The organism is Catalinimonas locisalis (genome assembly GCF_038039535.1).
Classification (GTDB): Bacteria; Bacteroidota; Bacteroidia; order Cytophagales; family Cyclobacteriaceae; genus Catalinimonas.
This window is the reverse complement of record NZ_JBBPHP010000022.1, coordinates 46263-72892: the sequence shown is the minus strand read 5'-3', so window position 1 is coordinate 72892 and position 26630 is coordinate 46263. Positions and strand designations below refer to the sequence as shown.

Here is a 26630-nt window from a genome sequence, read left to right as displayed (position 1 = left end):
TCTATTTTTTTGATGGAATTTAACATAGAAAATCCACTTAAGCTTGTTACTGATAAGTTAGAAAGTTGGTTAAGTGCGCTGATCAAAATGTCACCAAATTTGGTGGTAGCAGTGATCATTGTCATTGCGTTTTACCTATTGGCTCGTTTAGCAAGAAATGGTGTTAAGAATTTATTTTACCGGATATCTTCTAATCATGCTGTAAATAACCTGTTCTCTAACATTGTATTCATTGGGCTTTTTATAACTGGAATATTCATCGCCCTGGGTATACTAGAGCTTACAACTTTAGTAGGTTCTTTACTGGCAGGTGTTGGTATTGTAGGTTTAGCATTAGGTTTTGCCTTTCAGGATATCGCGGCCAATTTTATTTCCGGGATTATCATCGCTTTTCAACAGCCCTTCAGAGTTGGTGATATTATAGAGAATGATGGTCGTATGGGAATAGTGACAGATATTAGCCTTAGAATTACTACTATCAACACCTTTCAAGGGCTGGAAGTGTTGATTCCTAATAAGCAGCTTTTTCAAAATGTAGTTGTCAACTATACCCGTACTAACGAAAGAAGAGTAGATCTGGGAGTTGGAGTTTCTTATGGTGATGATCTGGCTAAGGTTAAAAAAGTTACTATTGATGCTGTCTCAAAATTGGATAGCATTGACAAAAGCCGTGATGTTACGCTTTTCTTTAATGAATTTGGTGATAGCTCAATCAACTTTTCAGTACGTTTTTGGGCTAATTCTCCCAAACAGCCTGATTTTCTGGCTGCTCAAAGTGATGCGGTAATGGCTATTCAGGTGGCTTACAACGAAAACGATATTATGATTCCTTTCCCTATTCGTACACTGGATTTTGGAATCAAAGGAGGAGAGAAGCTCTCTGAAATGGTGCTGCAACATAGCAATGGAAAAGGAAATGCTTCAGCCCGTTGAGCTGCATTGAAGAGACTTAGTTAAAATATCAGGGCAATTTTCTCATCAGGAAATTGCCTTTTTTATTAAAGAAAAACCTTAGTGCTTTTCCTTCCTGAATGAATTTTCAGGGATATTTTTTAGTGGCTAAATTTTATTATTAAAGGTACAAACGCACCTTCAGACTCTAATCTGGATCGCACTTGATTGTTACAGAAAAACAGATTTATCATCACTCAGGTAAAAAGAGCATAAATCTATAAAATAAGCAGAGAAAAAAGGCATCTGGCCTGAAAGGATGCCTTTTAAGACCACACAAGTTAGACAGTCTGGTCATCAATTTCAGCCTTTGGCGCATTGACCTGGACAGAGTTTATACCTTTCTTACAGGATGCGTCGCTGGCATACATCTGGCTGGTACCTATCACTTGTCCGTTGGAAGATTTAAGATTGAAGAAAATCTTTCCGTTTGAAGATGTCTTCTTTTCAAAATGCTTGTCATTTGCCGCATTGTTTTGAACAGATTCAACACCTTTCATGCAACTTGGCTTGGACTTATAACCCTGGCTGCTTAAAATGATTTGCCCGTTGCTTGCCTTAAGGCTAAAATGAAATTCTCCATCTTTCCTTTTACTGATAATAAATTTTCCCATAGTTTGATTTGAGTAGAATAGTTTAACATTAGTTGGTTGAATGTATTTTGTGGAAATACTTCCTGAATGAATAACCGCTTTAATGCTCAAGTTGAAAATTATGAGATCACTTTTTGTGCTTCAAAGTAAAATAAAAATAGCGAAAAATAGCCATACATGCTATTTAGCTGAAATTTAGAAAACTTAATTCGTCAATCAGTTTAATGCTTATCCCCACCGGGCCTCACTATTCTCACCAGTTTGTCAAAAAATGAACTGGTGGTTTCTCAAACTTTTTACGATAGTATAGATGAAGATTCATGTTATTGCTAAGCCTGAAATTGTCGTATTGTAAGCTATCTGGATGCTTATGTATTAAAGTTGAATGAGTGGTAAGCAAAATTTGTATTATTCATTCTACCAGCAGGGGCTTCATTAGTATTTTCGTTAAATGCTTCTCATTTAGGGGATAGCATTTCACTTGAAGTAAGCAGACTATTTCTCGTTCATTTATAGTGTGCGTTATCATATAAAACAAGTCTGGGAGTGACTTAACAACATGACGTCAAAGGAGGAGTTCTTCAGTTATGATTTTTGAGCCGCATCATACCGGATGCCTTCTGGTGTATAATAGATAATATCAATATGATTTTCATTAGCCACCCGAAGTTCATAAAGTACATTTGGCTTAGGTCCCTCAGACAGGTTCAACACATCGTCAAGTGCATTACCTGTCAGCCTATACGCTTTTGTAATAGACATTCCCTGGTATTCACTTGCATAAAAAGCATCCCTAACCTGTTCAGGTAAATCCATTTCTGGTACTTTCTCTCTTCCATCAGCTTGTTGCGGAAAAATCTGTTCTTCCTGAGGATCGGTATCCTGAGCATGACAAATGCTCATTCCAAAGCATGACAATAAAATTACAATCAATAAGAGTTTCATAATTATTTCTTGCGTTATAGCGGGTAAGAGTGAAAAAAATCTTCTAGTTCTGGAGAGCAAAAAATGATGATTTTTTACACTCTCCAAATTCCTTTGCGTAATCGCTTGCTCAAAAAAGTATTTACATAAAAAAGTATAAATACTTCTAACAGTATAAGATGAGGGCTTACCATTTTGTTTAGCACATATCTGCTGTATGAGATAATTTTCTTTCTGATTTGTTAATAATGGTGGACTCTGAAAAAAACAATATTGCTACAGTAAAGCAGATTTTTAGGCCTCTCACTAAATATTAAGGAGAAATCTTTTACCTTCATATAAACAAACTATCCAGCCCATGATAACTCTTAAAAACCTGGCTCCGCTAGCAGTAGGAGCATTGTTATTTACGTATTGTACCCCTCAGGACACTTCATCTACTGAGACTGCCACTTCAGAGGTGGCAGATACCACTTATACCTTTGTAGAAGCACAAGCTCCGATTTGGGAAGAGGCAATTGCCCAGATTGAAGAACTTGCTGATGCTATGCCCGAGGATAATTACGATTACAGACCTCATGATAGTGTGATGACATTTTCCGAACAGCTCATTCACATTGGGGGCTCTTCAAAAGTGATGGCAAATATGTTTTTGAAAGATGAGCAACCTTCTGGACCTCCACCGGAAATGGATGCCTCAGCCATGAGCAAAGATGAAGTGGTTGAATATGTTGTAACTAATCTTCGCGAAGCAGGTGATATTATGAGTAGCGTATCTGACGAAGCCTTGCAGGAAGAAACACAGAGTTTTTCCGGTAGGAGTATCACACGTATGCAAGGCTTGTTAATGATACACGATCACCTTACCAACCATAAAGCTAAAGCTAACCTATACGTGCGCGTGAGCGGAAATACCCCGCCCAACTATCGCTATTATTAGTTATATTCTTTACAAAAATGATAAAAGGTGTAGCTTGCTACACCTTTTTTGTTAAAAGGGTTGAGGACTTTCAATTTCAAAAAGCTCATCAATATAGTAGCTGCGGGTAGAGCGACTGTAGTAATCAAAACAATCCCCGTTTCCACTACGCATCATGCTACTACAGACACCATTGGAGAAACTGGTTTCCAGATGAGAACGATTAAGTACACAATGACCCAGTTCATGAAACACAATAAATTCTTTGAGGAGATCGGAAGAGCTTTCCCAGAAAGATTTATCTAGGGTAATTTGTCTTGGACTAGTAAAGCGATTATAGGCACATTGTCCTGCTACGTGTTCTTCATCAATTTCTTTAATCACACCCGTAATTTTCAAAGTGTTAAGATCATAGGATAAACCTCTTTGTCGGGCCTCATGCTCAAACCTACTAAAATAAGTATGCAGCGCTTCATCCACTTCGGGATATTGTGCTACTTCAGTTTCGTTTACCTCTACCTCCGGATTTACAATATCGTTTTCCTGGCTACAAGCCAGAAAGAACATCGTGGACGATATGGCTAATATAAATATCTGTTTGCTTGCAGATGGATACTTCATATGGCTTACAACTAGAAGTGAAAATTAACATGTAAATCTTCTGCATAGCGGATCTTGAGTATTAGATTATTCATTAAATGGTACGTGGCAATAAATGATTTATTGTGGTGGTAGTTAGGTGGGGCAGATCTTGAAGGCGTTTTGTCATCTGCATGACAATGAAAGCTAATTCTCCTCAAAATCATATTAATACTCGGCTCTGTTAATCCTTGGCTTTTTTATACAGTAGCTGAAAATAGCTTTGTAGGGAAATTTACAGCCTTTAGGCCTTAAGTCTTTCATCAGTAATAATAGTGGCTCTTTTTATCTCAAAGCATGAATTAATTCATGAGATAACTTTCCTTTAAAAAAGAGAGATCTTAAACAAACCACAAACAGCTTTTTTCACGTATTTAGGGAGAATTTATATTTAAATAATACAAAAAAATATAATAAAAATTTAATTTATATATTTTCTTACATTATATTTGTAAAAGGTATTTTAGTATAAACTGTCGTATAATGAGAAGCATATTTAATAAACACAGAAAAATTGTGAATGCTACTATCCCAGTTGATGCGCAACCAAGAGGTGTTCATCATACTGTCAAAATTGAAGAAAACTATAATGAAACCTGGAACCATATCTGGTCAGAAATCAAAAGGATAGGCATCTCTCCTGATGAAAGAGCCCATTTTGAAAGTCAGGAAATTTACAGTTACGGTGGAATAGCCGTTAAGGAGCAGAAACAAAAAGATTATAGTGAAAATTATACAGGTTCACATAAGGCATTATGCAACCCTTCAAAAGTAGTTGGTATCAGATGCCGTGCTCTGGATTATTCCTTCATAAAAAATGAAACAAAAATTGAAAAAGATACCGTAGAAAACACATATGAAAATATAAGCGATGAGAGGTTTGATTCATATTTTGTATACCCATCTGAAAATGAACCGGCAGCAAATATGTCTCAAATCAATACCCATCCTTATTCCAACTCATATCATTATCATATAGAGACAACGGAAAATGAAGCGAATGATAACCCTGAAGATATTGTATTAAATGATTGTAGTTCGTTGATTATCCGATCTGAAGAAGAAGTCAATTCCAATATTTTCTTTTCTAACAATACTGCAATTCCGATTTATTATAGTGATTTTGCCTTCCATGAGCCAGTGAAGATAGGCAAAGAATTGGTGAATGATGAAGACTTGCACCCTCCTGTAGATTCACAAGGTTTATGTACTCGTGATAGATCAGTCTTTAGCAGTAAGACGACCGTTCAAGAAAAATTTAGAATTAAGAGGCGAAAGAATGAGCTAAAATTAAAAAATACAGGCTTTGAAAATTATTTTATCTCTTTAGAATTGGATGATATTTTAAGAAAGAGTACTAGTTCAAGTAAAAATTCTATTGGAGAAGCTATGAAAATCCCATTAATAGCTCCAAAAAAGCAATATTACATTCCCGTCAATTAAGGATTTTATGTTTGTTCACACCAAATATGCTGTGAGGGAAAAGGCCCATTGATAGAAAGTAAGCATTCAAATTATTATTCATGGAAATGGAATGTTTGCGAATGTGATAAAAATTTAGTAAAATCTATGGATGATTTTTATATGATTTCATCTTACCTGTTTTTTATTTACTAAAACTTAAACCTCACAAGCCATGAATTTTACAGGTCCAAAAGCAGAGAAGCCCCAATCTAATGGGATGAGCTTCCCATCGGTTGAAAAGTTTATGGCTTCGGATGAAGTCACATTAAGTCCTGAACTTACCATAGATGAGGCCATTAATATTATTCTGGAAAATAAGCTAACAGGTGCACCTGTACTGGACCAGAATCGCGCAATCGTAGGTATGCTAACCGAAAAAGACTGTCTGAAACTGATTGTTGATGCCGCATATAACAATATGCCTCATCATGATAAAACAGTAGCTGACTATATGACAAAAGTGGTGAAAACGGTGACTACTGAGCATGATATTCTGGATGTAGCCAATGAGTTTTTAACTACCCACTACCGTAAATTTCCGGTAGTACATAATGGAAAGCTTGTGGGGCAGGTAAGTCGTAGAGATATACTGAGAGCCATGCGAGAAACTAAGATTACTACCTGGTAAACACTTCTTTTTTTATTTAAAATTTTTATAAGAGCAATATTTTTTTCTCTGTTTAGCTAACAGTGTGTCCTTGACAAAAAGTTGTATACACAAATAGACACTCATTTAGAGAATTGCACTTCTTTATCACTGCTTATTTGTAGCTCCCTGCTTTTATGTATTATAGAGAATAGTAATTTCCTATACATAATGAAAGATAAACTTCCTTAGCTTTCATTCCTTATCCAAAAATTCCAGATTTATTACCAATAAGTACCTGCCCATTTTATCAATAATTTTACTGCCGCCATTACTTAACTGAAATTACTAAGCATTTATACTTGATTAAGATGTTTTAATTCCGCCTTTCTTAGAGATGTAATCTTTTGATAATCAGGAGATAACTTTTTCATCGTTTGGGATTACTTTTTGCAATTAGTAAACAGGATTTATACCTAAGTAAAATACTGCAACCTTCCTGTAATAATTCTTCAAGCGTTCATGAGGAAAAAGATCAGCACCTCACTTTATTATTCATACATCTGTAAACTAAGGAAGGAATGAAAGGAAAATTTTTACTATTCACGTTCTTTACTATCAACTTATTTCAAATCAGGGCTTTTGCTCAAATGGACAACGAAACTGGCAGTTCCGAACTGGATTTGTTTGATATGTCTATTGAGCAACTGCTGGATATTGAGGTATACGACGAGCAGTTTAAACTTTATGGCTTTATCAACTCTAATGTAGAGAAAGTAATGCGTATTCCGGAAAGTGACTCTGAAGGGAATACTATCACTTCAACAGAACCCATATCCTGGTCACCGGTACAAAATTTTCACATTTATGGGTCGGGCAATATTACTTCTAAAATTTCCGTATTCTTCAACTTAGCCCGTACAGATAGAGATGGTTTGGAAGTACGTAATGCCTATGGAAATTTTAAAATTGCTGAGCTTTTTCAGGTTCGGGCAGGAAAAATGTACCGTAAGTTTGGGTTGTACAACGAAAAACTGGATCAGATACCCACGTTTATAGGTATTGAACCCCCTGAGCTTTTTGATAATGATCACCTGTTTCTGGAGCGGACTACCAATTTTATGGTACATGGTACTCATCATTTCCTGAACGATAAAATATCATATGCTTTAAGTACCGATAATGGAGAAAATGGACCCAACAAAGGTATCATTCCTCTGGGCTGGGATCTTCGTTATCAATCTGATCGGCAGGGGCTCATTATAGGTACCTCCGGTTATAGTTCAAGTATCAATGGAAAAGGAACCACTTCCACTGTAAATTTAGGAGAAGGTTCTCCTGATGGAGGAATTTTACCCTGGATGGAGCATGATAATTTTACGGTTTACGGCGCTTTTATTGAAAAGCAGTATCGTCAATTGATTTTACAGAGTGCATATTGGGTAGCCAACCATCAGGGAGTAAGAGACCCCTCAAGTGTGTTGACTTTGGTAAAATTTGCCGGTATCAATTCACGTCAGCGGGAAACCTTTTTGGGCACGAACGCCTCCAAGCCCAATGTGATTCTTTCTGAAAATGATGTGGTAACTACTGCAAACTACTCTGTACAGACTTTTTACGTACGTCTGGGCTATAGCCTTCAGACGGAAATAGGTCAGTTTATACCTTATGTATTTATGGACTGGATGTCAAGCCCTGAAGTGATCCAAAATAAAAACTATGGAGGTGACAATGAAGCTGGCTTATCCGATGATGGTCAGTTTTATAAGTCTTCAGTAGGCGTGGTGTACCGTCCGGTAAAGAGTGTAGCGATAAAACTGGATGGAAGTACCCATACACAAAAGTTTAATGGCGCCACGATTACTTACCCAGAAGTGAGGTTAGACTTTTCATTTAGCTTTGACGTACTCTCATCTTTGTATAAAAAATAGGATTTGTTTGTGTTTTTGGTTTACGGAAAGTGAAGATAAGGGTGGCGTAAGCTGCCCTTTTTTATGATTGTGGACTTGGATAAAATAAGGGGGGTATTGGTTATTCTTTTATTGGGTAGAAGATATTTGCCTACCTAACAATAGTCTGACTTGTGATCCCCATCCGCCCACAATAGCATCTTCAATACCATCATTATTGAGATCTCCGATAGCGATGCCCCAGGTCCGGCCAACAGTATTTTCAGGAATCACCTGTTGGTTTACTTCTGTGAAGTTTCCCTTTCCATCATTCTGGTAAGCATGCATTTGCATAGCCTCAAAGGGAGGAATGGCAATAGCACTAAGCAAAAGGTCCAGATCCCCATCCTGGTCAAAGTCTACCGGCGCAGCAGCATAAGTTGAAAACGTATTTTCTGGCATTTGATCTTTAGTAACATCTGTAAATCGGGCATTACCATTATTGAGCAAGAGACGCATGCGAGGGTTTTTTTCTCTTTCCCCTCCATTACTGGTTAGATTGGCAAATACAATATCCTGATCTTTATCTCCATCCGCATCAAATACCAGCGCTTCACGAGTATGCAGTGGAATAGGAAGGTCTAACTGATTGGCTGCATCTTTGAATTTACCTGTTCCGTCATTGATCAACAAACGATTGGGTGGAACCTCATTACCAACCACCATATCCAAATGGCCGTCTCCGTTAAGGTCAGCCAGTCTAATACTTTGGGTAGCATCATTCACCCGTGGTAATAAGTCATCGGTGCGATCAATAAAGTGCCCGGGACGGGAAGCATCATTGATCCAGAGAAAATTCTGTCCTTCTTCACCGGAATTGCCCACAACTATATCCGGCAAGCCATCTCCGTTTACATCGCCAACATCCAAGCCATTGCCTTCACTCTTACCCAACAAACGATCACTCACATTACGAAAAGTACCATCACCATTTCCCAGGTAATATTCGTGTACCTGATCATCTTCCGCTACAAAAATAATATCCTTATGCCCATCCTTATCAAAGTCTGCGATGCGTACATGTTCTGTGTCATGATCTGCTTCTTCAAATACGCCTTTCTGCCAGCTAAATTTTCCGTTGCCGTCATTGAGGTACAAGCGGTTAGCGTCCATTTCCAGTGCCAGGATAACGTCCAGGTCACCATCCTTATCAACATCAGAAAGGGCTACTCCCAAGGCATGGGCTTCAGGATCATGAGGAACATGCGTAGCAGTGACATCTGAAAAATAGGCGGTTTCATGGGAGGGAGTTTGCGCACAGGCAGTTTGGTACACAAAAAGGCTTAGGGTGAAAAGTAGGGTGACTGGTTTCATAGCTAAAAAAGTTTTTTTTAAAGCTAAGAATTTATGAGTGCAGCAAATATTTTTTGCCAGTGTTTTTAGAGAATTATGGATGATGAATTAAGCAATTAATTCTGTTTTTATGTTAACTCTCTTTAAGATGTATAGGAGAATACGGATTAGCACTACTGTAATACCACTTTTCAGCTTCTTTGATGTATCCAGCAGTTAATGGGTTTTGGTGGATATAATCCGTTTTTTGCTGAAAAAGCTTTGCATTACTGAGTTCAATTGGATGCTTGGTATATTGCCAGACCATGTATTCTGCATGCTGCATATGATATTTGGCTGCGTAGGCAAACATATGTAGCAACCATTTTTTGTGACTTTGCTGAGGTGACTCTGCAATCATCCTGAGGATTTCTTTTGCTGTAAAACCCTTAAACTCGCCAATTACTTTATCCAGTTTAGCTTCACTTTGCCTAACAATCATGTGGACATGGCTGGGCATGATCACATAAGCATAAATTTCCAATCCTTTATGTTGTTGGCAATATTTGAGACTATCAATCACAATACTTGTATAACAACTTCTTGTGAAGAGATCTATCGGGGCCGCCTAGGCCATTGTACAACTGTACAGGTGATAAAGTAAGGATAATCCGTATTGGGTTTGCGCAATTCTGGCATGGAGTGAAGTCAATACTCCTATCATCTTATTTTCATTTTTTTTACATGATATAGGCGGAGGTATGATTATTTGCCAATCTACAGTCGCTCGCATCTTGCGACCGGGCTGCCGGAGCAGTGACAAATATTGATATGGGACTCTGGTCCACTTGTACTTGGCTTGAGTCAGGCCAGAGACCTTCGGGATAGTTGTATTATTCTTCTTTAGGAACCTTATAATCTGAAGAATATAAAACTTCCGTATTTTTGAATGGAACTGCAATTTGTCGGAGCTGTTCAAGCTCAATAGTAGATAAAGAGTTTAAATATTTTTTTGCAAAGATTTCGGATTGTTTATTTACTTCTAATCTCACTTTTGATATTAATGATAAGAACTTTCGTATTTCATCTTGATTAAAGTTAAACATTTTGGTGTTTTGGTGAATATTTTCTAATACATACCTCTTTGTTTCATCTAGAAGCAAATAAACTTCAGCATGTTCATATTCATTATTACCCGCATGTGCAATGTATTGATGTCTCATACTCATCAATTTGTTATGGAATTCTTTTTCTTCAGGGTTAAAAGTTTTTATTGTTTTGATATTTAATTTCGTTCTATCACCACTTACAAAAACTCTAGCATAAGTAATAATTGAGAATGCAAAAATAGATTGAGTGATTATATGATTATTTTTTTCATGTTTAACATTTAAGGCTTTCTGAACACTGTCCAGATCTGCCAAAATTGAACTATAGTATTTCAGTTTTTTTACTGATGTATGACTGGACGTGATTTGAACTTCGTATTTTGGTACCATAAATTTTTGATGTTAGAAGAAAGGACTGTAAAATTTTTACAGTCCTTTTTTGATTACATTAGCATTCATGCTAATTTGGCGTTGATCGTCTGTGAGGAGATATCCTTACAGTTTTTCCACCCTGTCTGCGCGTGTAAGGCTTTACAGGGACGATCTTTTTACCATCATTGGTTTTAGCCATGATATATAGGATTTAGATTTGAAAATATGGCTAACACTATGCCGTAACCGACTCGGCTTTAATCCTATCAAGTTACACCTTGATAGGATTTTCTTTTTTTAAGGTTCTTATTCTAAGTATGTCTGTTCCAAAAAAAAGCGCTGACAAAAAATTGCCAACGCTTTTTGAGGAGTGGGTTTAACTTCCGCAGGCTTCGCAGTTGTCGGGATCGTCCAGCGAACACTGCATGTCAGACTGGTTTTGATTTCGCTGCTCGCTGACGGCAGCCATCTGCTGCTGGGTGGCCGTTTGTGGCTGTCCCAGTGCCGCTTTGTCCACCGTAAATTTGATGGCGTCAGTGGCGGCTTTAGTCCGCAGATAATACATGCCCGTCTTAAGGCCTCGCTTCCAGGCATGAAAGTGCATAGATGTCAACTTGCCAAAGTTAGGGTCCTGCATATGTACATTGAGGCTCTGGCTCTGGCAGATATAAGCGCCACGGTCAGCCGCCATATCAATGATGGTCTTTTGCGAGATTTCCCAAGTGGTCTTATACAGGTCTTTCAGATGCTGAGGGATATCGTCAATGTTCTGTATAGAACCGTTCTCAGAGATCAGGCGGTTTTTCATGCCTTCATTCCACAGGTTGAGTTCTACCAGGTCTTTGAGCAGATGCTTATTCACCACCACAAACTCACCAGACAATACACGGCGGGTGTAGATGTTGGAAGTGTAAGGCTCAAAGCACTCATTGTTACCCAGTATCTGAGAAGTAGAGGCGGTAGGCATAGGCGCGAGCAACAGAGAGTTACGTACACCATGCTTTTTCACTTTCTGCTTCAGTGCATTCCAGTCCCAGCGACCACTGTCGGGAGTTACACCCCACATATCAAACTGGAAGATGCCTTTGGATACAGGAGAACCTTTGAAGGTCTCATATGCTCCTTCTTTTTGCGCTATTTCCATAGAAGTCTCCATGGAGGCATAATAGATAGTCTCAAAGATGTCTTTGTTCAGCCCCTTAGCTTCCTCAGACTCAAAAGGCATTTTGAGCATGATAAAAGCATCAGCCAATCCTTGTACACCAATTCCGATAGGACGGTGGCGCATGTTGGAATTGCGGGCTTCAGGCACCGGATAGTAGTTGACATCTATCACCTTGTTCAGGTTACGAGTCACTACCTTGGTAATTTCATATAGCTTCTGGTAGTCAAATTTACCATCCTCTGTCACAAACTTAGGCAGAGAAATAGAAGCCAGGTTACATACGGCTACCTCGTCAGGAGAAGTGTACTCCATGATCTCGGTGCAGAGGTTAGAAGAACGGATGGTTCCCAGGTTTTTCTGGTTAGACTTGCGGTTTGCATGATCCTTATACAACATATAAGGCGTACCAGTCTCAATCTGAGATTCCAGAATTTCAAACCACAGATCCTGTGCTTTCACCGTACGGCGGGCTTTGCCTTCACGCTCATACTTTTCGTATAGCTTCTCAAAATCATCCCCATAACTATCGTAAAGACCGGGTGCCTCATTAGGGCAGAAAAGCGACCATTCTTCATTGCTTTCTACACGCTTCATGAAAAGGTCAGGAATCCACATGGCGTAGAACAGGTCACGGGCGCGAAGCTCCTCCTTACCATGGTTTTTCTTCAGATCCAGAAAGTCATACACATCGGCATGCCAGGGCTCCAGGTAAATGGCGAAGCTACCTTTACGTTTTCCGCCTCCCTGATCTACGTAACGAGCGGTCATGTCAAAGTTACGCAGCATGGGCACAATACCATTGGATACACCATTGGTACCACGGATGTATGAGCCAGTAGCCCTTACATGGTGGATGCTCAAACCTATACCTCCGGCAGACTGCGAAATCTGAGCACACTGCTTCAGTGTATCGTAAATACCATCAATAGAATCTTCCTTAATGGTAAGCAGGAAGCAAGATGACATTTGTGGCTTAGGCGTACCCGCATTGAAGAGGGTAGGCGTTGCGTGTGTGAACCACTTTTCTGAAAGCAGGTTATAAGTTTCAATCGCTGCTTCTATATCCTCACCATGTATCCCCACTGCCACACGCATCAGCATATGCTGAGGACGCTCTACTACTTTACCGTCCAATTTCATCAGGTAAGAACGCTCCAGGGTTTTGAACCCAAAATAATCGTAATTATAGTCGCGGCTGTAGATGATGGTAGAGTCCAACTGAGCCGCATGCTTTTTGATGATCGCATAAGTATCCTTAGAGATCAGCGGCGCATGTTCTCCGGTTTTAGGGTCTTCATACTTGTAAAGACGCTTCATAGTATTGGAGAATGACTTGCTGGTTACCTTATGCAGGTTAGAAATAGCAATTCGGGCAGCCAGTACAGCATAGTCGGGGTGCTTCACCGTAAGTGTAGCAGCAGTTTCTGCAGCCAGGTTGTCCAGTTCTATGGTGGTTACACCATCATAGATACCGGTAATTACCTTTTTTGCCACTTCTACAGGATGTACGTGATTGACATCAAGGCCGTAGCAGAGTTTCTCAATTCTGGCCGTAATCTTGTCAAATTTGACCGACTCTCGCCTGCCGTCTCTTTTGATTACTAGCATAGGGTTTGGGGATTAGTGGGTGATAAAATTTTAATGAACGGTCGTTTTTAGAAATCTTCGTCAAGTGAGAATTTAGGCTTACCCTGATCTTCAGAGCTGTTTTTCACGCCAGCTTTCTGGTATTCACCTACACGTTTCTCAAAGAAATTGGTCTTACCTTGCAGTGAGATCATCTCCATAAAGTCAAATGGATTGCTGGATTTATAAACTTTGTCACAGCCTAACTCCAGCAACAAGCGATCAGCTACAAATTCAATGTACTGGCACATCAGGTCGGCATTCATGCCTATAAGGCTTACCGGCAGTGCGTCACTTACAAATTCCTTTTCAATGGTTACCGCATCAGTAATAATTTTAACTACTGTTTCTTTAGGCAGCTTGTTGATCAGGTGATTCATGTAAAGGTGGCAGGCAAAATCGCAGTGCAAGCCTTCGTCACGAGAGATAAGTTCATTAGAGAAAGTCAATCCAGGCATGAGGCCACGCTTCTTGAGCCAGAAGATAGAACAGAAGCTTCCTGAGAAGAATATGCCCTCAACTGCGGCGAATGCCACCAGTCTTTCGGCAAAATTACCTTCATCAATCCAGCGAAGTGCCCAATCGGCTTTCTTTTTCACACAATCCATGGTTTCAACCGCACGAAAGAGCTTATTCTTGGTCTTAGTATCTTTGATATAGGTATCAATAAGCAAAGAGTAAGTCTCAGAGTGGACGTTCTCCATTGCAATCTGAAAACCATAGAAAAATTTGGCCTCAGTATATTGTACTTCGTTAACGAAGTTTTCAGCGAGATTTTCATTTACTATACCGTCGCTGGCAGCAAAGAATGCCAGCACATGAGAGATAAAATGACGCTCATCGTCCGTCATATTATTCCAGTCTTTCAGGTCCTGGCTTAAGTCTATCTCCTCTGCGGTCCAGAAGCTTGCTTCTTCCTTTTTGTACCATTGCCATATATCGGGATGCTCAATAGGGAATAATACAAAACGGTTTGGGTTTTCCTGCAAAATCGGTTCTTGCGCTTCTAGTGTTTTCTGATCCATATCTATCTGCTTTTTATGATTAAAGACTTGTTAAACTTCTATACTTAAATGAAAGCACTTTTTTCATTTCTCTCCAAAAAGAAGCATTTCAGAGAATTTGCCTTCGCAGTAAGACAAATATGTTTATTTAGCTTCGAAAGAAAAAGTCAATTTTATGTTTTTGGGATTTTGAGCTGTCTGATATTTTAAACATTTAGTTTACAAATATTTACATAAATAAATGTTTTTCAGATAGTTATATAATATTAAATATAATTAAGATTTTTTATAAAAAAATGCCTTTCTAAAATTTTGAAAAGCTGAAGTCTTTGTTATGTAAATAAATTCTGCTATCAATTGTTATGAAAAGGCAAATTAATTTGATGAAAAGACAGAATTATATCGCTTTTAATTAAAATACCATTTGCTTTTATTAATGAAAGCAAATACATTAGTAGCTTATACGGATAAACCCTTGAGTTTGAAGAGTATGGAAGATAAATCTAGAAAAGCAGCGAGAGTTCAGAAAGAAAAAGATGTAGTGCGATACGAACGTTGGATCAATGCGGAGACCGGAGAAGAGAGGGAGTTTGCAGTGGTGGAAAAGCCAGTCTATAAGGATGCTCACTTTTATCTGACTTTTTTGCCCGACCTTTTGCAGGCTTCCCGTGAATTTGGAAAAGGGAAAAAGAAGGTACTTTTATACATTATTAACAGTATTGATCAGCAAACGCATTTATTTATAGGTAAGTATCGCGACATCGCGGATTTTACGAAGACAAGTCAGAGAACCATTTCAGAAACGATTGCTTATTTACTAGAGATAGATTTTCTTCGTAAGAAAGCACAATCGGTTTATGTGGTTTCTCCTCGCTACATAGCCAGGGGAGAGGCTGTCAAAAAAAGAGATCTGATGGTAAAGTACCAGGAACTGGCGTACACCAAGCAGGAAGCAGAGGCAATGGCCCGCCAATTGTCATTGATATAGTCTGGAAAAACTCAAACTAAGAAGAATTTACACTTTTGATCGAGTATAGGAAGCATATCTCTTATGAAATTTAGAAATGTTGTACTATTTTTCAAAAAAGGCTAAACGAAAGCCAGCTTTGATTTGTATTAACAAAGACTAACTTCTATATTTGCGCCTCAATTGAAAAAAGTAAATCATAATGTACGCAATTGTTGATATAGCCGGAAAGCAATTTAAAGTAGCAAAAGACCAGTTCGTGTATGCCCCATCAGTGGCAGGAGAGACTGGCGCTTCCGTCGAGTTTGATCGTGTCCTCCTTTTAGGAGATGATAATGGCATTGAAGTGGGTACGCCCATTGTAAGTGGTGCCAAAGTAACAGGAACAATCCTGGATCACGGTCGTGGTGACAAAGTTATTGTATTCAAGAAGAAAAGAAGAAAAGGATACAAGAAGACGCAGGGTCACCGCCAGGGATATACCAAAATTTTGATTGAGGATATCCTTGCCAAAGGTCAGAAAGCATCAGCCAAGAAAACTGAGTCTAAACCTGCTCCTGCCAAAGAAGAAGCTCCTAAAAAGGAGACCAAAGCCAAAGACAGCGGCAAAGATGACCTGAAAGAAATCAGTGGTATCGGCCCTGTGTTTGAAAAAGAGCTGAACGCTAAAGGTTACACTACCTTTGCTCAAATCAGCAAGCTTACCGAAGATGATATGGAAAAGCTGGCTGATATTGATGGTGTAACTGCTGACCTCATCAAGAGTGAAGATTGGGTGGGACAGGCTAAAGCACTGATGAACCCTTCTACCAAGCAGACGAAAGATGACCTGAAAGAAATCAGTGGCATCGGTCCCGTATTTGAGAAAGAGCTTAATGCCAAAGGTTACAAAACTTTTGAGCAAATCAGTAAGCTGACAGAAGAAGATATGGAAAAGCTGGCTGACATTGATGGCTTGACTGTCGAACTTATCAAAAGTGAAGACTGGGTAGGTCAGGCTAAGAAGTTAATGAAATAATAAAAAGTTTAACCATAAAATCACGATACCATGGCACACAAAAAAGGAGCCGGTAGTTCGAAGAACGGTAGAGATTCAGAAAGTAAACGCTTAGGCGTGAAAATATTTGGTGGTCAGGATGTGGTAGCTGGTAACATCATCGTAAGACAGCGTGGTACCAAGCATCATCCTGGGAAAAACGTTGGAATAGGCAAAGACCATACATTATTTGCTTTGACTAACGGTACTGTAGTATTCAAAAAAGGATCACAAAGCCGTTCATACGTTCACGTAGATCCGGTAGCAGAAGCTTAACACAAGCGAACTGTATCAAAATTTCAGAAGCCCTGACCAGTAATGGTCAGGGCTTTTTGTATTTAGCCCTTAATCCAATCATTAAACTTACGAGGCACAGAAAAACGCTTTTTTACACAAAGAGGGAGCATTTGAAAAATTAAATTTGACCTTAACCGTTGACAGGAAACAAAGGATAAATTCTTGCTATGATTAAGCGTTTTCTTTTTTCACTCATATTTACAGTAGTTTTTCAGGGTATATTGTCTCCTTTGCAAGCCTATCATCTCTTGCAGGATTCGGTAGATTATCTGGCTCAGGGAAATTCGCTACTAAAATCACATCAGTTTGTTGAGGCCAAAACGGCTTTTACCCAGCACATCATTGCCCGCTCAGAAAGTCCTGAAGCCTATCAGGGTAGGGGAATAGCCAATTATCAACTTCAAAAATTAGATGCAGCGCTGGAAGACCTGAACAAAGCAGTTACACTCAGAGCTTATAATGCGGAGGTGTTTCTCTTCCGGGCACTCTGCCTGTATGAGAAGCAGGAGTATAAAGATGCCATAAGCGACCTGAACAAGGCAATTGATGAAGGTACAACTGCCCCCAAAGCCTATGTACATCGGGCAAATATTTACTTTATGTATGAGAAGTATCCTGAAGCTATACAGGATTATGATCAGGCGATTGCCAAAGGGCAGAAGGATGAGATTGTGTACAATAATCGGGGAAAGGCAAAATTGCTGGATGGAGATGCGCAAGCTTCACTTAGTGATTTTGGTGAAGCCATTAAAATTAAAGAAAGTTACCAGAAAGCATGGCTTAACCGTGCTACCGCTTATTACCAACTTCAACAATGGGAAAGCGTAGTGGCCGATCTAAACAAAGCTGCTGCCTTAGGTATTTTGGAACCGGAGCATGAAATGTATCGTGGGGTAGCGCTTTATGAAAAAAAGAGCTATGCTGAGGCTATCAAAGCTCTGGACCAGGCAAAGCAGGGAGGTGTAAATGACCCTGCACTTTTGCAGAAAAGAGGCTATGCCAGATTCACATTGCAGCAATATGATCAGGCCATTAAGGATCTCAAAGAAGTTGAAACTACAGGAAATGAAGCCCTTTTGGATGGAAACTTCTATAAATTTTTAGGTCTGTCTTATGCTGCTAAAGTACAGCATCAGAATACGATTACTGCGCTGGAGAAAGCAATAGAACTGGGGGTTACCGATGAAAAAGTTTTTCTGGCTTTGGGAGCATCCTATTTTACCGAAAAGCAGTTTGATCAGGCCATCAGTACTTTGGCAAAAGCAAGTAGCTCTCCGCAGGTAGAGGGTATGCTGGGACGGGCTTATTATCAGAAAGAAGATTGGGAAAACGCACTTCTATATCTCAATAAGGCCATTACCGGAGGTATCAATGAAGCATCGCTGTTCTTTGCAAGGGCAAATATTTATTACGATCAGAAAAAATATCAGCAGGCGCTTCAGGATTATGAAAATGTGCTGTCTCTGGGAGATAACAATGGCAAAACCTATGCAGGTATCGGGAAGAGCAAGTATTACCTACAGCAATATAAAGAAGCTGTTACCGAGCTTTCAACCGCTATTGAGAAAGGTGAGAAAGAGCCGGAATTATACTATTGTCGGGGAAATGCCAAAGTTTATCTGCAGGAATACAGTGCCGCACTACCGGATTTGAAGCAGGCTATTGAACAAGGCAAGGGCGATGGCCCTACCTACTTTAATCTGGGAAAAGCAGAATACGCACTGAAAAACTATCAGGCAGCAGTCAATGCATTGGATGAAGCTATCAGTCAGGGCGAAAGCAGCGAAAAAGTATACCTGATGAGAGGCAACGCTAAATTTTCGCTAGAAGATCTTTCTGCCATAGACGATCTTAATCAGGCGATCAGTTTGGGAACAAAAGATACGCTGGCCTATATCAACCGCGCTACACTTCGTTTGCAACAGAAAGAAACCAACCAGGCATTGGAAGATCTGGAAAAAGCTATTGGCTACGGAGCTTCAAGTGCGGAGCTTTATCTAAAAAGAGGAAAGGCCTATCTGGCAGCACAACAGGCAGTTAAGGCACTGCCTGATTTTGAAAAAGCTATTCAAAAGAAAAGTCGTTTTGCTGAGGCTCATCTGGAAAAAGGAGTAGCCTATTATATGCTTAAGGAACAAAATAAGGCCGTTGAAAGTCTGAAAAAGGCTAGTGAGATGGGAGTAAGCGACCTGAGATTGTATCAGTATTTAGGGTATGCCAACTTTGAAATTGCCGAATATGAGCAGGCTGAAAAAGATCTTTCCGAAGCCATTACAATGGGCTTAAGCGAAATCCAGGCTTATCTCTACCGAGGTGAGATTTATTATTATAGCAGTGAATTCAAAGAGGCTTTGGCTGATCTAAGCAAAGCTTTTAGCCTAGGTGCCGACACCCGTAAAGCTTTTGAATTCAGTGGTTACGTTAATGCGGCTTTAGGCAATTATGAAAGAGCCATCGCGGACCTTACCCAGGCGATAGCAAAAGGGGCAGATGATGCTAAAGTGTATAGCGATCGTGGTAATGCCTACTATGCCACTGATAATTACAAAGACGCAGTTAAAGATCTTGATCTGGCGGTAACAAAAGGGGCGAGAGATTTACTTAGTCTTTACAATCTTGGTAATGCCAAATTCCTGATTGATGATTACCAAGGTGCGGTGGCTGCTTACGATCAGGCTTTGCTTAACGGTGGAGGCGAAGATGAGGAAAAAGCGCCTGTCATCTACAACAATAGGGGAAAGGCCAAAGCTATGCTCCAAGATTATAGCTCAGCGATTGCCGACTACGATCAGGCCATCAGCAGAGAGGCAGATTATGTCAAAGCTTATGTTAACCGGGGGTACGCACGCTTTGTAACGGAGGACTATGCCGGAACCATCAGCGACCTGCAAAAAGCCCGCAGCCTGGATAGCCAGGACCAGGATATTGCCAGGCTGGTGGGAATTTCATTGTACGAAACTCAAGCTTATGCAGAAGCGCTGGTAGAACTGAATCTTGCTGTTGAAAATAATGTGGCAGATGCCCGAACATTTTTTAGTCGGGGTGTAAGTCAGTATCAGCTGGCCGAAACTATCACCGAAGAAGAAAAAGCTAAAACTTATGAGCTGGTGATCGCCGACCTTGACAAAGCCATTGAGCAGGGATTAGTGAACGAAACTGCTTTATCATGCAGGGGAAATGCCCGTTTCTTTCTCAAGCAATATAAAGAAGCCATTGTGGATTTGGACAGAGCTGTAGAAATGGGAGCTAATGATGCCCTTACCTATTATCGTCGTGGCTTTGCACGCTATGAAGATAGAGCATTTGAAGAGGCGCTGCAGGATCTGAACAATGCGATAGAAAGACAGGCGAACTTTGGCGATGCCTATGCCGTGCGAGCCAATACCCGTTTCAGGCTCAAAGATTATCAGGCTGCTTTGGGCGATTATGATAAAGCAATTCAAAATGGAGTGAACGATCCGGTTATCTTTAACAACCGAGGTAAAGCCAAATTTTTACTAAAACAATATGAACAGGCGGTTCCTGATTTTGATCAGGCCATAGCTTTGGATAGTGTATATACGCTTGCTTATGAAAATAGAGGTATTGCACATTTTAAACTGGGGAATTTTGAGGCTTCAAAAAATGATCTGCGCAAAGTAGAAGTGGCTGAAGCCGCTACTACCGGAATATTGTATTACATGGCAGATGCCTATTTTGAACTTGAGCAATACGCGATAGCGATCGGTTATTATGAATTGGTCATTGAAGGAGGAATCCAGGAAAAAGAAGTGTATTACCGTAAAGGGAAAGCTCATTTTAAGCGCGAAAACTATACGCAGGCCAGTGTTGACTTTTCCAATGCCCTTACGATGGACAAAGAAGACGCACAGTTATACATTGATAGAGCGACTGCTTATACCTATATGTACGAATTTCAGAATGCTTTGTCAGATTTCAACAAAGCACTGAAAATTGATCCCACCAATGTGAACGTGTATTATAACCGTGCCTATCTAAAGGAAGAGTTAGAGGATTATAAAGGTGCCATGGAAGATTATACCAAAGTAATTGAGCATACACCCAATGATGCCGCTGCATATTATGACCGTGCCAACATTAAAATTTTACTGGAAGATGTGGAAGGAGCAGTTCAGGATTTTAGTAAAGCGATAGAATTTGATGCTGAAAATGCAGAATACTATAAAGGCCGTGCCACTGCTTACTATCAGTTAGGAGATGAAAATGCCTGTAACGACTGGAAGCAGGCCAGGGCATTGGGAGATGATAGGGCAGACTTTTTCCTTAAGAAATATTGTGAATAGTTTACCTTTTGCAGATAGTTAAATGTTTAAGCGGTAAAATTTAGTAGGTTTGACATAACAAGCTTAACGAATCCTTGTTCCAATAGCTGGATTTTACTTCTCATGAATCTTTTATCCAAGTATGATTACATTATAGCCGGTGGCGGAGCTGCCGGTTTAAGTTTGCTTTACCACTGCTTACAAACTCCCCTGAGAGCAAAATCTTTCCTGGTAATTGATAGATCAGATAAGGATAGTAACGATCGTACCTGGTGCTTTTGGGAGGAAGGGCAAGGCCCATTTGAAAGTATTGTCTTTTCCCAGTGGAGTCAGGTGGATTTTTTCAGCTCAGACTTTTCCAAAACCCTTGAACTTACTCCTTATGCCTATAAAATGATCAGGGGCATAGATTTTTATGAGTATGTAAAAAAAGAAGCCAATCAGCTTGAGCAAGTGCATTTTCTACAGAGCGAAATTTTATCTATTGAAGATGAAGCGCACGGTGGAATCGTTAGAACCCAATGTGGAGACTTTAGCGCAAACTGGATTTTCAGTAGCATACGGTCTGAAGATGAGAAAAAAAATGCCAGTGATTACCATTATCTCTTACAGCATTTCAAAGGTTGGGTCATCAAAACTCCTTACACTTTTTTTGATACTTCTAAAGCTACTTTAATGGATTTCAGAGTAGCTCAGCGGGGAGATTGCCGTTTTGTGTATGTGCTGCCTACGGATAGCAAAACTGCTTTGGTAGAATACACACTGTTTTCTCATGAGCTGCTCAAAGAAGAAAGCTACGATGAAGCTCTGATTGATTATTTAAGAACCTATTATCAACTAGATGACTACACTATTGAGCACGAGGAATTTGGCGTTATCCCCATGACAGATATGCCTTATCCATCTTCAAAAGGAAAGCATATTGTCAATATTGGAACAGCAGGGGGAGTCACCAAACCTTCTACCGGCTATACTTTTATGCGCATACAGCAGGACAGCAAGGCGATAGTGAAGCGATTGATAAACGGTAAAAGCCCACACCGAAAAGCTGACAGTTGGCAGCAGCGTTTTATGGTATACGACAGTACCTTACTGAACGTGATGGCACTTGGTTTACATCCATCAAGTGATGTTTTTACACATTTGTTTCGCAATAATCCACCTCAGCGAGTTTTCAGATTTTTGGATGAACAAACAAAATTCTGGGAAGAAATTTTGGTGGCCAACTCCGTGCCCAAAATACCTTTTATCCGTGGCCTTGCCAAAGCACTTGTTAAGTAATATCCTCTTTACACAAATCATTCTATCTGCTCTCAATCTTATTATAGGCTTAGAAATTTTTAATGCGTAATTTGCAATCTGCAATTCTCAATCTTCAATTTGTAATTTTCAGTCTGCAATCTTCAATTTAAACTATGTGTGGAATCACAGGCATTTATGCCTTCAATGAGATAGGGCGTTTTCATATGATTAATCTGGCGGCAGCAACGGATAAGCTAAGCAAGCGCGGACCGGATTTTGGCAGAAGTACTTCAGTGCATAGAGTAGGATTAGGGCATCGGCGTCTTTCCATTATTGATACCAGCGCCAGTGGAAACCAGCCCATGAAAGATAGCAGCGAGCGTTTTACCATTGTATTCAACGGTGAGATTTATAACTACCGAGAATTACGGAAAGAGCTTGAACAGAAAGGTGTGAATTTTCAGTCGGCTACCGATACCGAAGTACTTTTGCAATTGTACATACATGAGGGAAAAGCCTGTTTGGAAAAGCTGAATGGTTTCTTTGCTTTTGCTATCTATGATGAGCAGCGTGATCATCTTTTCATTGCCCGTGATCGTTTAGGGATCAAGCCATTGCTTTATTATGCTGATGAGGATAAGGTAATATTTGCTTCAGAGATGAAATCATTGCTGGCCTACGGCATAGAAAAAGAGCTGGATACAAATTCTCTCTATCAATATCTGCAGTTTAACTATACCCATGCTCCGGCTACCATGCTGAAAGGTGTGCAGAAGCTGCTACCGGGTCATTATCTGGAAGTCTCCAAGGCCCATGAGCCAAGAGTACAGGAAGGAAAGTATTACCAAATTCCTTTTGATGAAAGCCGTCTGAATCCAGAGAAACTGACCTATGAGCAGCAGCAGAAAAAGCTGTACGAACTCATGGATGCTTCTGTGCAGCGAAGACTGGTAGCCGATGTACCTCTTGGCTCTTTTTTGAGTGGGGGTATTGATTCTTCAGTCATTACAGCACTGGCGAGTCGGCATGTAGAAAAGCTCAATACTTTTTCCATTGGCTACCGGGATGAGCCTTTTTTTGACGAAACAAAATACGCCCAACTGGTAGCGGATAAATATCAAACCAACCACTCGGTTTTTTCTCTAAGTAATTACGATCTCTACAGCCATCTCTTTGATATTCTGGATCATATAGATGAACCCTTTGGCGATTCGTCTGCTATCCCGGTCTATATTTTGAGCAAAGAGACAAAAAAGAAAGTAACCGTAGCGCTTTCGGGTGATGGGGCTGACGAAGTGTTTTCCGGTTATAATAAACATCACGCTGCCTGGAGAGTAATGCATGCGGGTATGGCAGAGAAAATGGTGGGAGGTTTGGAGAGTTTTTGGAAAAACCTTCCTAAATCCCGCAACAATCCCATTGCCAACAAAGTCCGTCAACTGGAACGTTTTGCCGAAGGCTTAAAGCTTAGTCCAAAAGAGCGATACCTGAAATGGGCAACTTACCTGCAGGGAGAAGCAGCAGCGCAATTGCTGAGCAGCAGTGTATTGGAAAAGCTGGATTTTGAAAAGCACGATGCTCGTACAGCCACCTTGACACAGGCCATTAATGATCAAAACGAAACGCTAAATCAGTGGCTTTATACAGATGTGCAGTTGGTGTTGCCCAATGACATGCTCACCAAGGTAGATTTGATGTCCATGGCACATGGACTGGAAGTGCGCGTTCCTTTCTTGGATCATCGTGTGGTGGAGTATGCTTTCAGTCTTCCCGAAGATTCAAAAATTAATCGGCAGATGAAAAAGCGCATCGTACAGGATACTTTTCGTGATTTACTGCCTTCAGAACTTTACCGCAGGCCCAAACATGGATTTGAAGTGCCTTTGCTCCGCTGGTTCCGCACAGAATTGAGAAGTACGATTGAAGATTTATTATCAGACGATTTTATCGCTGAGCAGAACGTATTTGACCTGGAAGGCATTAAATCGCTTAAGCAAAAACTTTTTTCTAAAGATCCAGGGGACGTGCATGCTACTTTGTGGGCTCTATTGGTGTTTCAGCACTGGTGGAAGCAGTACATGAAATGAAAAAAGCACGCCGTGGGAACGGCGTGCTAAAACTACTAAACAACTAAACCTAACTTACTCCAACGTTAAATCTCTCGCCTCAATCTATCTCACTGCTTAACTACTTTTAGATTATACGTCAATTCATACGTTTTGGTTGAATAATTTGAAACCGAAAAGATTAAATATCTACATCATATGAGCGAGAGTTATTTTTCGCTGGAACAAGCCCTCCTCATTCGCTGTTGAACTATTTTAAGGCAAATTCAATTAACTCCTGATCCGCATTATTACAGGAATAAATTATTGCTATTTTTGTAAATCTTAACAGTGGCGAATTGTACATGAAGAACATCAGAAACTTTTGCATTATAGCACATATTGACCATGGGAAAAGTACCCTGGCTGACCGTCTGCTTGAATTTACCGGCTCTATCACTGAGCGGGAGAAGCAGGAGCAATTACTTGATAATATGGATCTGGAGCGCGAGCGGGGTATCACCATTAAGAGCCACGCCATTCAGATGAATTACAAATATCAAAAGGAAGGACAGAAAGAAGAGCAATTCATCTTCAACCTGATTGATACTCCTGGTCACGTAGACTTTTCATACGAAGTATCTCGTTCTATTGCTGCCTGTGAAGGTGCATTGCTGATTGTTGATGCTGCCCAGGGTGTGCAGGCTCAGACCATTTCCAACCTTTACCTGGCCTTAGAACATGACTTAGAAATAATTCCTGTACTGAACAAAATTGATTTGCCCGGAGCAATGGTGGAAGAGGTAGGAGATCAAATCATTGACCTGATAGGTTGTGAGAGAGAAGATATCATACAGGCCAGCGCTAAAGAGGGAGTCGGCATAAAAGAAATCCTGGAAGCTATTGTTGAGCGAGTGCCTCATCCTAAAGGTGACCCCGAAGCCCCTTTACAGGCCATGATATTTGATTCGGTTTATAACCCTTTCCGTGGCGTAGAAGTATACTTTAGAATTTTCAATGGCCAGATCAGCAAAGGCGATAAAGTAAAATTTGTAAATACCGGCAAGACCTACGAAGCTGATGAGATTGGCGTGCTGAAGCTTCTGCAGCAACCCGCTGATACAATAGGTGCAGGAAACGTAGGCTATCTTATTTCGGGCATTAAAGTGGCCAAGGAAGTTAAAGTTGGGGATACTATCACCCATGTCAATAAACCTTGTGATAAAGCAATCAGTGGTTTTGAGAATGTAAAGCCGATGGTATTTGCTGGTATCTATCCGGTAGATACTTCTGAGTTTGAAGAGTTACGTGCTTCCATGGAAAAGCTTCAGCTTAACGATGCTTCGTTGGTGTGGGAACCTGAAACTTCTGCTGCCTTGGGCTTCGGTTTCCGCTGTGGCTTTCTGGGCATGCTTCATATGGAGATCGTACAGGAGCGTTTGGAGCGAGAATTTGATATGACAGTCATTACTACTGTGCCTTCTGTACGTTTTCATGCAGTCATGAAAGATGGTGAGATGAGGCAGGTAAGTGCCCCTTCTGAAATGCCCGACCCTATTGAGCTTTCACACATAGAAGAACCCTACATCAGAGCACAGATTATTACCAAGTCAGAGTACATTGGTAATATTATGGAACTGTGTATGGATAAGCGGGGCATGATCAAAAACCAGGTCTTCTTAACTCAGGATAGGGTTGAACTCACTTTTGAGCTTCCTCTTGCAGAGATTGTTTTTGACTTCTTTGATAAACTGAAGACACTTTCCCGAGGCTATGCTTCGCTGGATTATCATCCAATTGGCTATCGCCAGTCTAATATGGTGAAGCTGGATATCATGCTCAATGGAGATAAAGTAGATGCGCTTTCTGCCATAGTACACCGCGATAAAGCTTACGAATGGGGAAAACGTTTGTGTGAAAAACTTAAAGAACTGATACCTCGTCAGATGTTTGAAATTGCCGTTCAGGCAGCGATTGGTCAAAAGGTTATTGCCCGAGAAACGGTAAAAGCCATGCGGAAAAACGTGCTTGCCAAATGTTATGGCGGTGACATTACCCGTAAGCGTAAACTCCTGGAAAAGCAGAAGAAAGGCAAAAAGCGCATGCGTCAGGTAGGAAATGTTGAAATTCCCCAGGAAGCTTTTATGGCAGTACTTAAGCTTGACTAGCCGAAACTATAAACTAACC

At 40.2% G+C, this 26630-nt stretch carries 20 protein-coding genes and 1 pseudogene; 13 read left to right on the top strand and 8 right to left on the bottom strand.

What is annotated here, in order from left to right; genetic code table 11:
* The first annotated feature begins 12 nt into the window (after window positions 1-12).
* Window positions 13-933, top strand: coding sequence for a mechanosensitive ion channel family protein (locus WJR50_RS21805; RefSeq protein ID WP_341295443.1), 921 nt, complete (start codon window positions 13-15; stop codon window positions 931-933).
* Window positions 934-1232: 299 nt separating this feature from the next.
* Here WJR50_RS21805 and WJR50_RS21800 read toward each other — a convergent pair whose 3' ends face one another.
* Together WJR50_RS21800 and WJR50_RS21795 are read right to left on the bottom strand one after the other, a co-directional pair.
* Entirely contained in the window at window positions 1233-1565 is a 333-nt protein-coding gene (locus WJR50_RS21800) for a YegP family protein (RefSeq protein ID WP_341295442.1), read from the bottom strand.
* A 564-nt stretch (window positions 1566-2129) separates the two neighbouring features.
* On the bottom strand, window positions 2130-2489 hold the full coding sequence (locus tag WJR50_RS21795; RefSeq protein ID WP_341295441.1) for a hypothetical protein: 360 nt from the start codon (window positions 2487-2489) through the stop codon (window positions 2130-2132).
* 337 nt (window positions 2490-2826) lie between these two features.
* Here WJR50_RS21795 and WJR50_RS21790 point away from each other — a divergent pair, with 337 nt between their 5' ends.
* Window positions 2827-3408, top strand: a complete 582-nt coding sequence (locus WJR50_RS21790) for a DinB family protein (RefSeq protein WP_341295440.1) — start codon at window positions 2827-2829, stop codon at window positions 3406-3408.
* A gap of 51 nt (window positions 3409-3459) precedes the next feature.
* On the opposite strand, the gene WJR50_RS21785 is transcribed toward WJR50_RS21790, so the two are convergent.
* On the bottom strand, window positions 3460-4008 hold the full coding sequence (locus WJR50_RS21785) for a hypothetical protein (RefSeq protein ID WP_341295439.1): 549 nt from the start codon (window positions 4006-4008) through the stop codon (window positions 3460-3462).
* Window positions 4009-4509: 501 nt separating this feature from the next.
* On the opposite strand from WJR50_RS21785, the gene WJR50_RS21780 reads away from it, so the two are divergent.
* The 3 genes from WJR50_RS21780 (at window position 4510) to WJR50_RS21770 (ending at window position 8007) form a co-directional block, all read left to right on the top strand.
* A complete protein-coding gene (locus WJR50_RS21780; RefSeq protein WP_341295438.1) occupies window positions 4510-5469 on the top strand; it encodes a hypothetical protein in 960 nt (319 codons plus the stop codon).
* Between the two features lie 193 nt (window positions 5470-5662).
* Window positions 5663-6118, top strand: a complete 456-nt coding sequence (locus tag WJR50_RS21775; RefSeq protein WP_341295437.1) for a CBS domain-containing protein — start codon at window positions 5663-5665, stop codon at window positions 6116-6118.
* A 539-nt stretch (window positions 6119-6657) separates the two neighbouring features.
* Window positions 6658-8007 (top strand): hypothetical protein, encoded by a 1350-nt coding sequence (locus WJR50_RS21770; RefSeq protein ID WP_341295436.1) that lies wholly within the window; start codon window positions 6658-6660, stop codon window positions 8005-8007.
* A 108-nt stretch (window positions 8008-8115) separates the two neighbouring features.
* Here the strand turns inward: WJR50_RS21770 and WJR50_RS21765 are convergent, their stop codons facing one another.
* The 5 genes from WJR50_RS21765 to WJR50_RS21745 form a co-directional block, all read right to left on the bottom strand.
* Entirely contained in the window at window positions 8116-9339 is a 1224-nt protein-coding gene (locus tag WJR50_RS21765) for an FG-GAP repeat domain-containing protein (protein WP_341295435.1), read from the bottom strand.
* Window positions 9340-9451: 112 nt separating this feature from the next.
* Window positions 9452-9916: an REP-associated tyrosine transposase gene (locus WJR50_RS21760; protein WP_445223482.1), complete on the bottom strand. Its 465-nt coding sequence runs from the start codon at window positions 9914-9916 to the stop codon at window positions 9452-9454.
* A gap of 274 nt (window positions 9917-10190) precedes the next feature.
* The gene (locus WJR50_RS21755; protein ID WP_341295433.1) at window positions 10191-10796 is read right to left on the bottom strand and encodes a hypothetical protein; all 606 of its coding nucleotides are present in this window, start codon (window positions 10794-10796) and stop codon (window positions 10191-10193) included.
* A gap of 358 nt (window positions 10797-11154) precedes the next feature.
* Window positions 11155-13551 (bottom strand): ribonucleoside-diphosphate reductase subunit alpha, encoded by a 2397-nt coding sequence (locus tag WJR50_RS21750; protein ID WP_341295432.1) that lies wholly within the window; start codon window positions 13549-13551, stop codon window positions 11155-11157.
* A 47-nt stretch (window positions 13552-13598) separates the two neighbouring features.
* Window positions 13599-14594 carry a ribonucleoside-diphosphate reductase small subunit gene (locus WJR50_RS21745; RefSeq protein ID WP_341295431.1) on the bottom strand — a complete coding sequence of 332 codons (996 nt, stop codon included), beginning with the start codon at window positions 14592-14594 and terminating at the stop codon, window positions 13599-13601.
* A gap of 469 nt (window positions 14595-15063) precedes the next feature.
* Between WJR50_RS21745 and WJR50_RS21740 the strand changes: the two genes are divergently transcribed.
* From WJR50_RS21740 to lepA, 8 genes and pseudogenes are all read left to right on the top strand, one after another.
* Entirely contained in the window at window positions 15064-15561 is a 498-nt protein-coding gene (locus WJR50_RS21740; RefSeq protein ID WP_341295430.1) for a replication/maintenance protein RepL, read from the top strand.
* 181 nt (window positions 15562-15742) lie between these two features.
* A pseudogene (gene rplU, locus WJR50_RS21735) lies at window positions 15743-16045 on the top strand (50S ribosomal protein L21); the annotation flags it as partial.
* A complete protein-coding gene (locus WJR50_RS21730) occupies window positions 16031-16558 on the top strand; it encodes a DUF4332 domain-containing protein (protein ID WP_341295481.1) in 528 nt (175 codons plus the stop codon). The pseudogene rplU and the gene WJR50_RS21730, both read left to right, overlap by 15 nt.
* Before the next feature lie 30 nt (window positions 16559-16588).
* Window positions 16589-16852 (top strand): 50S ribosomal protein L27, encoded by a 264-nt coding sequence (rpmA, locus tag WJR50_RS21725; RefSeq protein WP_341295429.1) that lies wholly within the window; start codon window positions 16589-16591, stop codon window positions 16850-16852.
* Between the two features lie 188 nt (window positions 16853-17040).
* Window positions 17041-21177, top strand: a complete 4137-nt coding sequence (locus WJR50_RS21720) for a tetratricopeptide repeat protein (protein WP_341295428.1) — start codon at window positions 17041-17043, stop codon at window positions 21175-21177.
* A gap of 102 nt (window positions 21178-21279) precedes the next feature.
* Window positions 21280-22437 carry a lycopene cyclase family protein gene (locus tag WJR50_RS21715; RefSeq protein WP_341295427.1) on the top strand — a complete coding sequence of 386 codons (1158 nt, stop codon included), beginning with the start codon at window positions 21280-21282 and terminating at the stop codon, window positions 22435-22437.
* A 134-nt stretch (window positions 22438-22571) separates the two neighbouring features.
* Window positions 22572-24485, top strand: coding sequence for an asparagine synthase (glutamine-hydrolyzing) (asnB, locus tag WJR50_RS21710; RefSeq protein WP_341295426.1), 1914 nt, complete (start codon window positions 22572-22574; stop codon window positions 24483-24485).
* A 323-nt stretch (window positions 24486-24808) separates the two neighbouring features.
* On the top strand, window positions 24809-26611 hold the full coding sequence (lepA, locus tag WJR50_RS21705; RefSeq protein WP_341295425.1) for a translation elongation factor 4: 1803 nt from the start codon (window positions 24809-24811) through the stop codon (window positions 26609-26611).
* Window positions 26612-26630: the final 19 nt, after the last annotated feature.

Coding starts and splice junctions, on each gene's coding strand:
- WJR50_RS21780 (WP_341295438.1), top strand. CDS start 4,510: ATGAGAAGCATATTTAATAAACACAGAAAAATTGTGAATGCTACTATC.
- WJR50_RS21720 (WP_341295428.1), top strand. CDS start 17,041: ATGATTAAGCGTTTTCTTTTTTCACTCATATTTACAGTAGTTTTTCAG.
- WJR50_RS21800 (WP_341295442.1), bottom strand. CDS start 1,565: ATGGGAAAATTTATTATCAGTAAAAGGAAAGATGGAGAATTTCATTTT.
- WJR50_RS21750 (WP_341295432.1), bottom strand. CDS start 13,551: ATGCTAGTAATCAAAAGAGACGGCAGGCGAGAGTCGGTCAAATTTGAC.
- WJR50_RS21795 (WP_341295441.1), bottom strand. CDS start 2,489: ATGAAACTCTTATTGATTGTAATTTTATTGTCATGCTTTGGAATGAGC.
- rpmA (WP_341295429.1), top strand. CDS start 16,589: ATGGCACACAAAAAAGGAGCCGGTAGTTCGAAGAACGGTAGAGATTCA.
- WJR50_RS21765 (WP_341295435.1), bottom strand. CDS start 9,339: ATGAAACCAGTCACCCTACTTTTCACCCTAAGCCTTTTTGTGTACCAA.
- WJR50_RS21740 (WP_341295430.1), top strand. CDS start 15,064: ATGGAAGATAAATCTAGAAAAGCAGCGAGAGTTCAGAAAGAAAAAGAT.
- WJR50_RS21745 (WP_341295431.1), bottom strand. CDS start 14,594: ATGGATCAGAAAACACTAGAAGCGCAAGAACCGATTTTGCAGGAAAAC.
- WJR50_RS21775 (WP_341295437.1), top strand. CDS start 5,663: ATGAATTTTACAGGTCCAAAAGCAGAGAAGCCCCAATCTAATGGGATG.
- WJR50_RS21790 (WP_341295440.1), top strand. CDS start 2,827: ATGATAACTCTTAAAAACCTGGCTCCGCTAGCAGTAGGAGCATTGTTA.
- WJR50_RS21755 (WP_341295433.1), bottom strand. CDS start 10,796: ATGGTACCAAAATACGAAGTTCAAATCACGTCCAGTCATACATCAGTA.
- WJR50_RS21785 (WP_341295439.1), bottom strand. CDS start 4,008: ATGAAGTATCCATCTGCAAGCAAACAGATATTTATATTAGCCATATCG.
- WJR50_RS21805 (WP_341295443.1), top strand. CDS start 13: ATGGAATTTAACATAGAAAATCCACTTAAGCTTGTTACTGATAAGTTA.
- WJR50_RS21770 (WP_341295436.1), top strand. CDS start 6,658: ATGAAAGGAAAATTTTTACTATTCACGTTCTTTACTATCAACTTATTT.
- asnB (WP_341295426.1), top strand. CDS start 22,572: ATGTGTGGAATCACAGGCATTTATGCCTTCAATGAGATAGGGCGTTTT.
- WJR50_RS21715 (WP_341295427.1), top strand. CDS start 21,280: ATGAATCTTTTATCCAAGTATGATTACATTATAGCCGGTGGCGGAGCT.
- lepA (WP_341295425.1), top strand. CDS start 24,809: ATGAAGAACATCAGAAACTTTTGCATTATAGCACATATTGACCATGGG.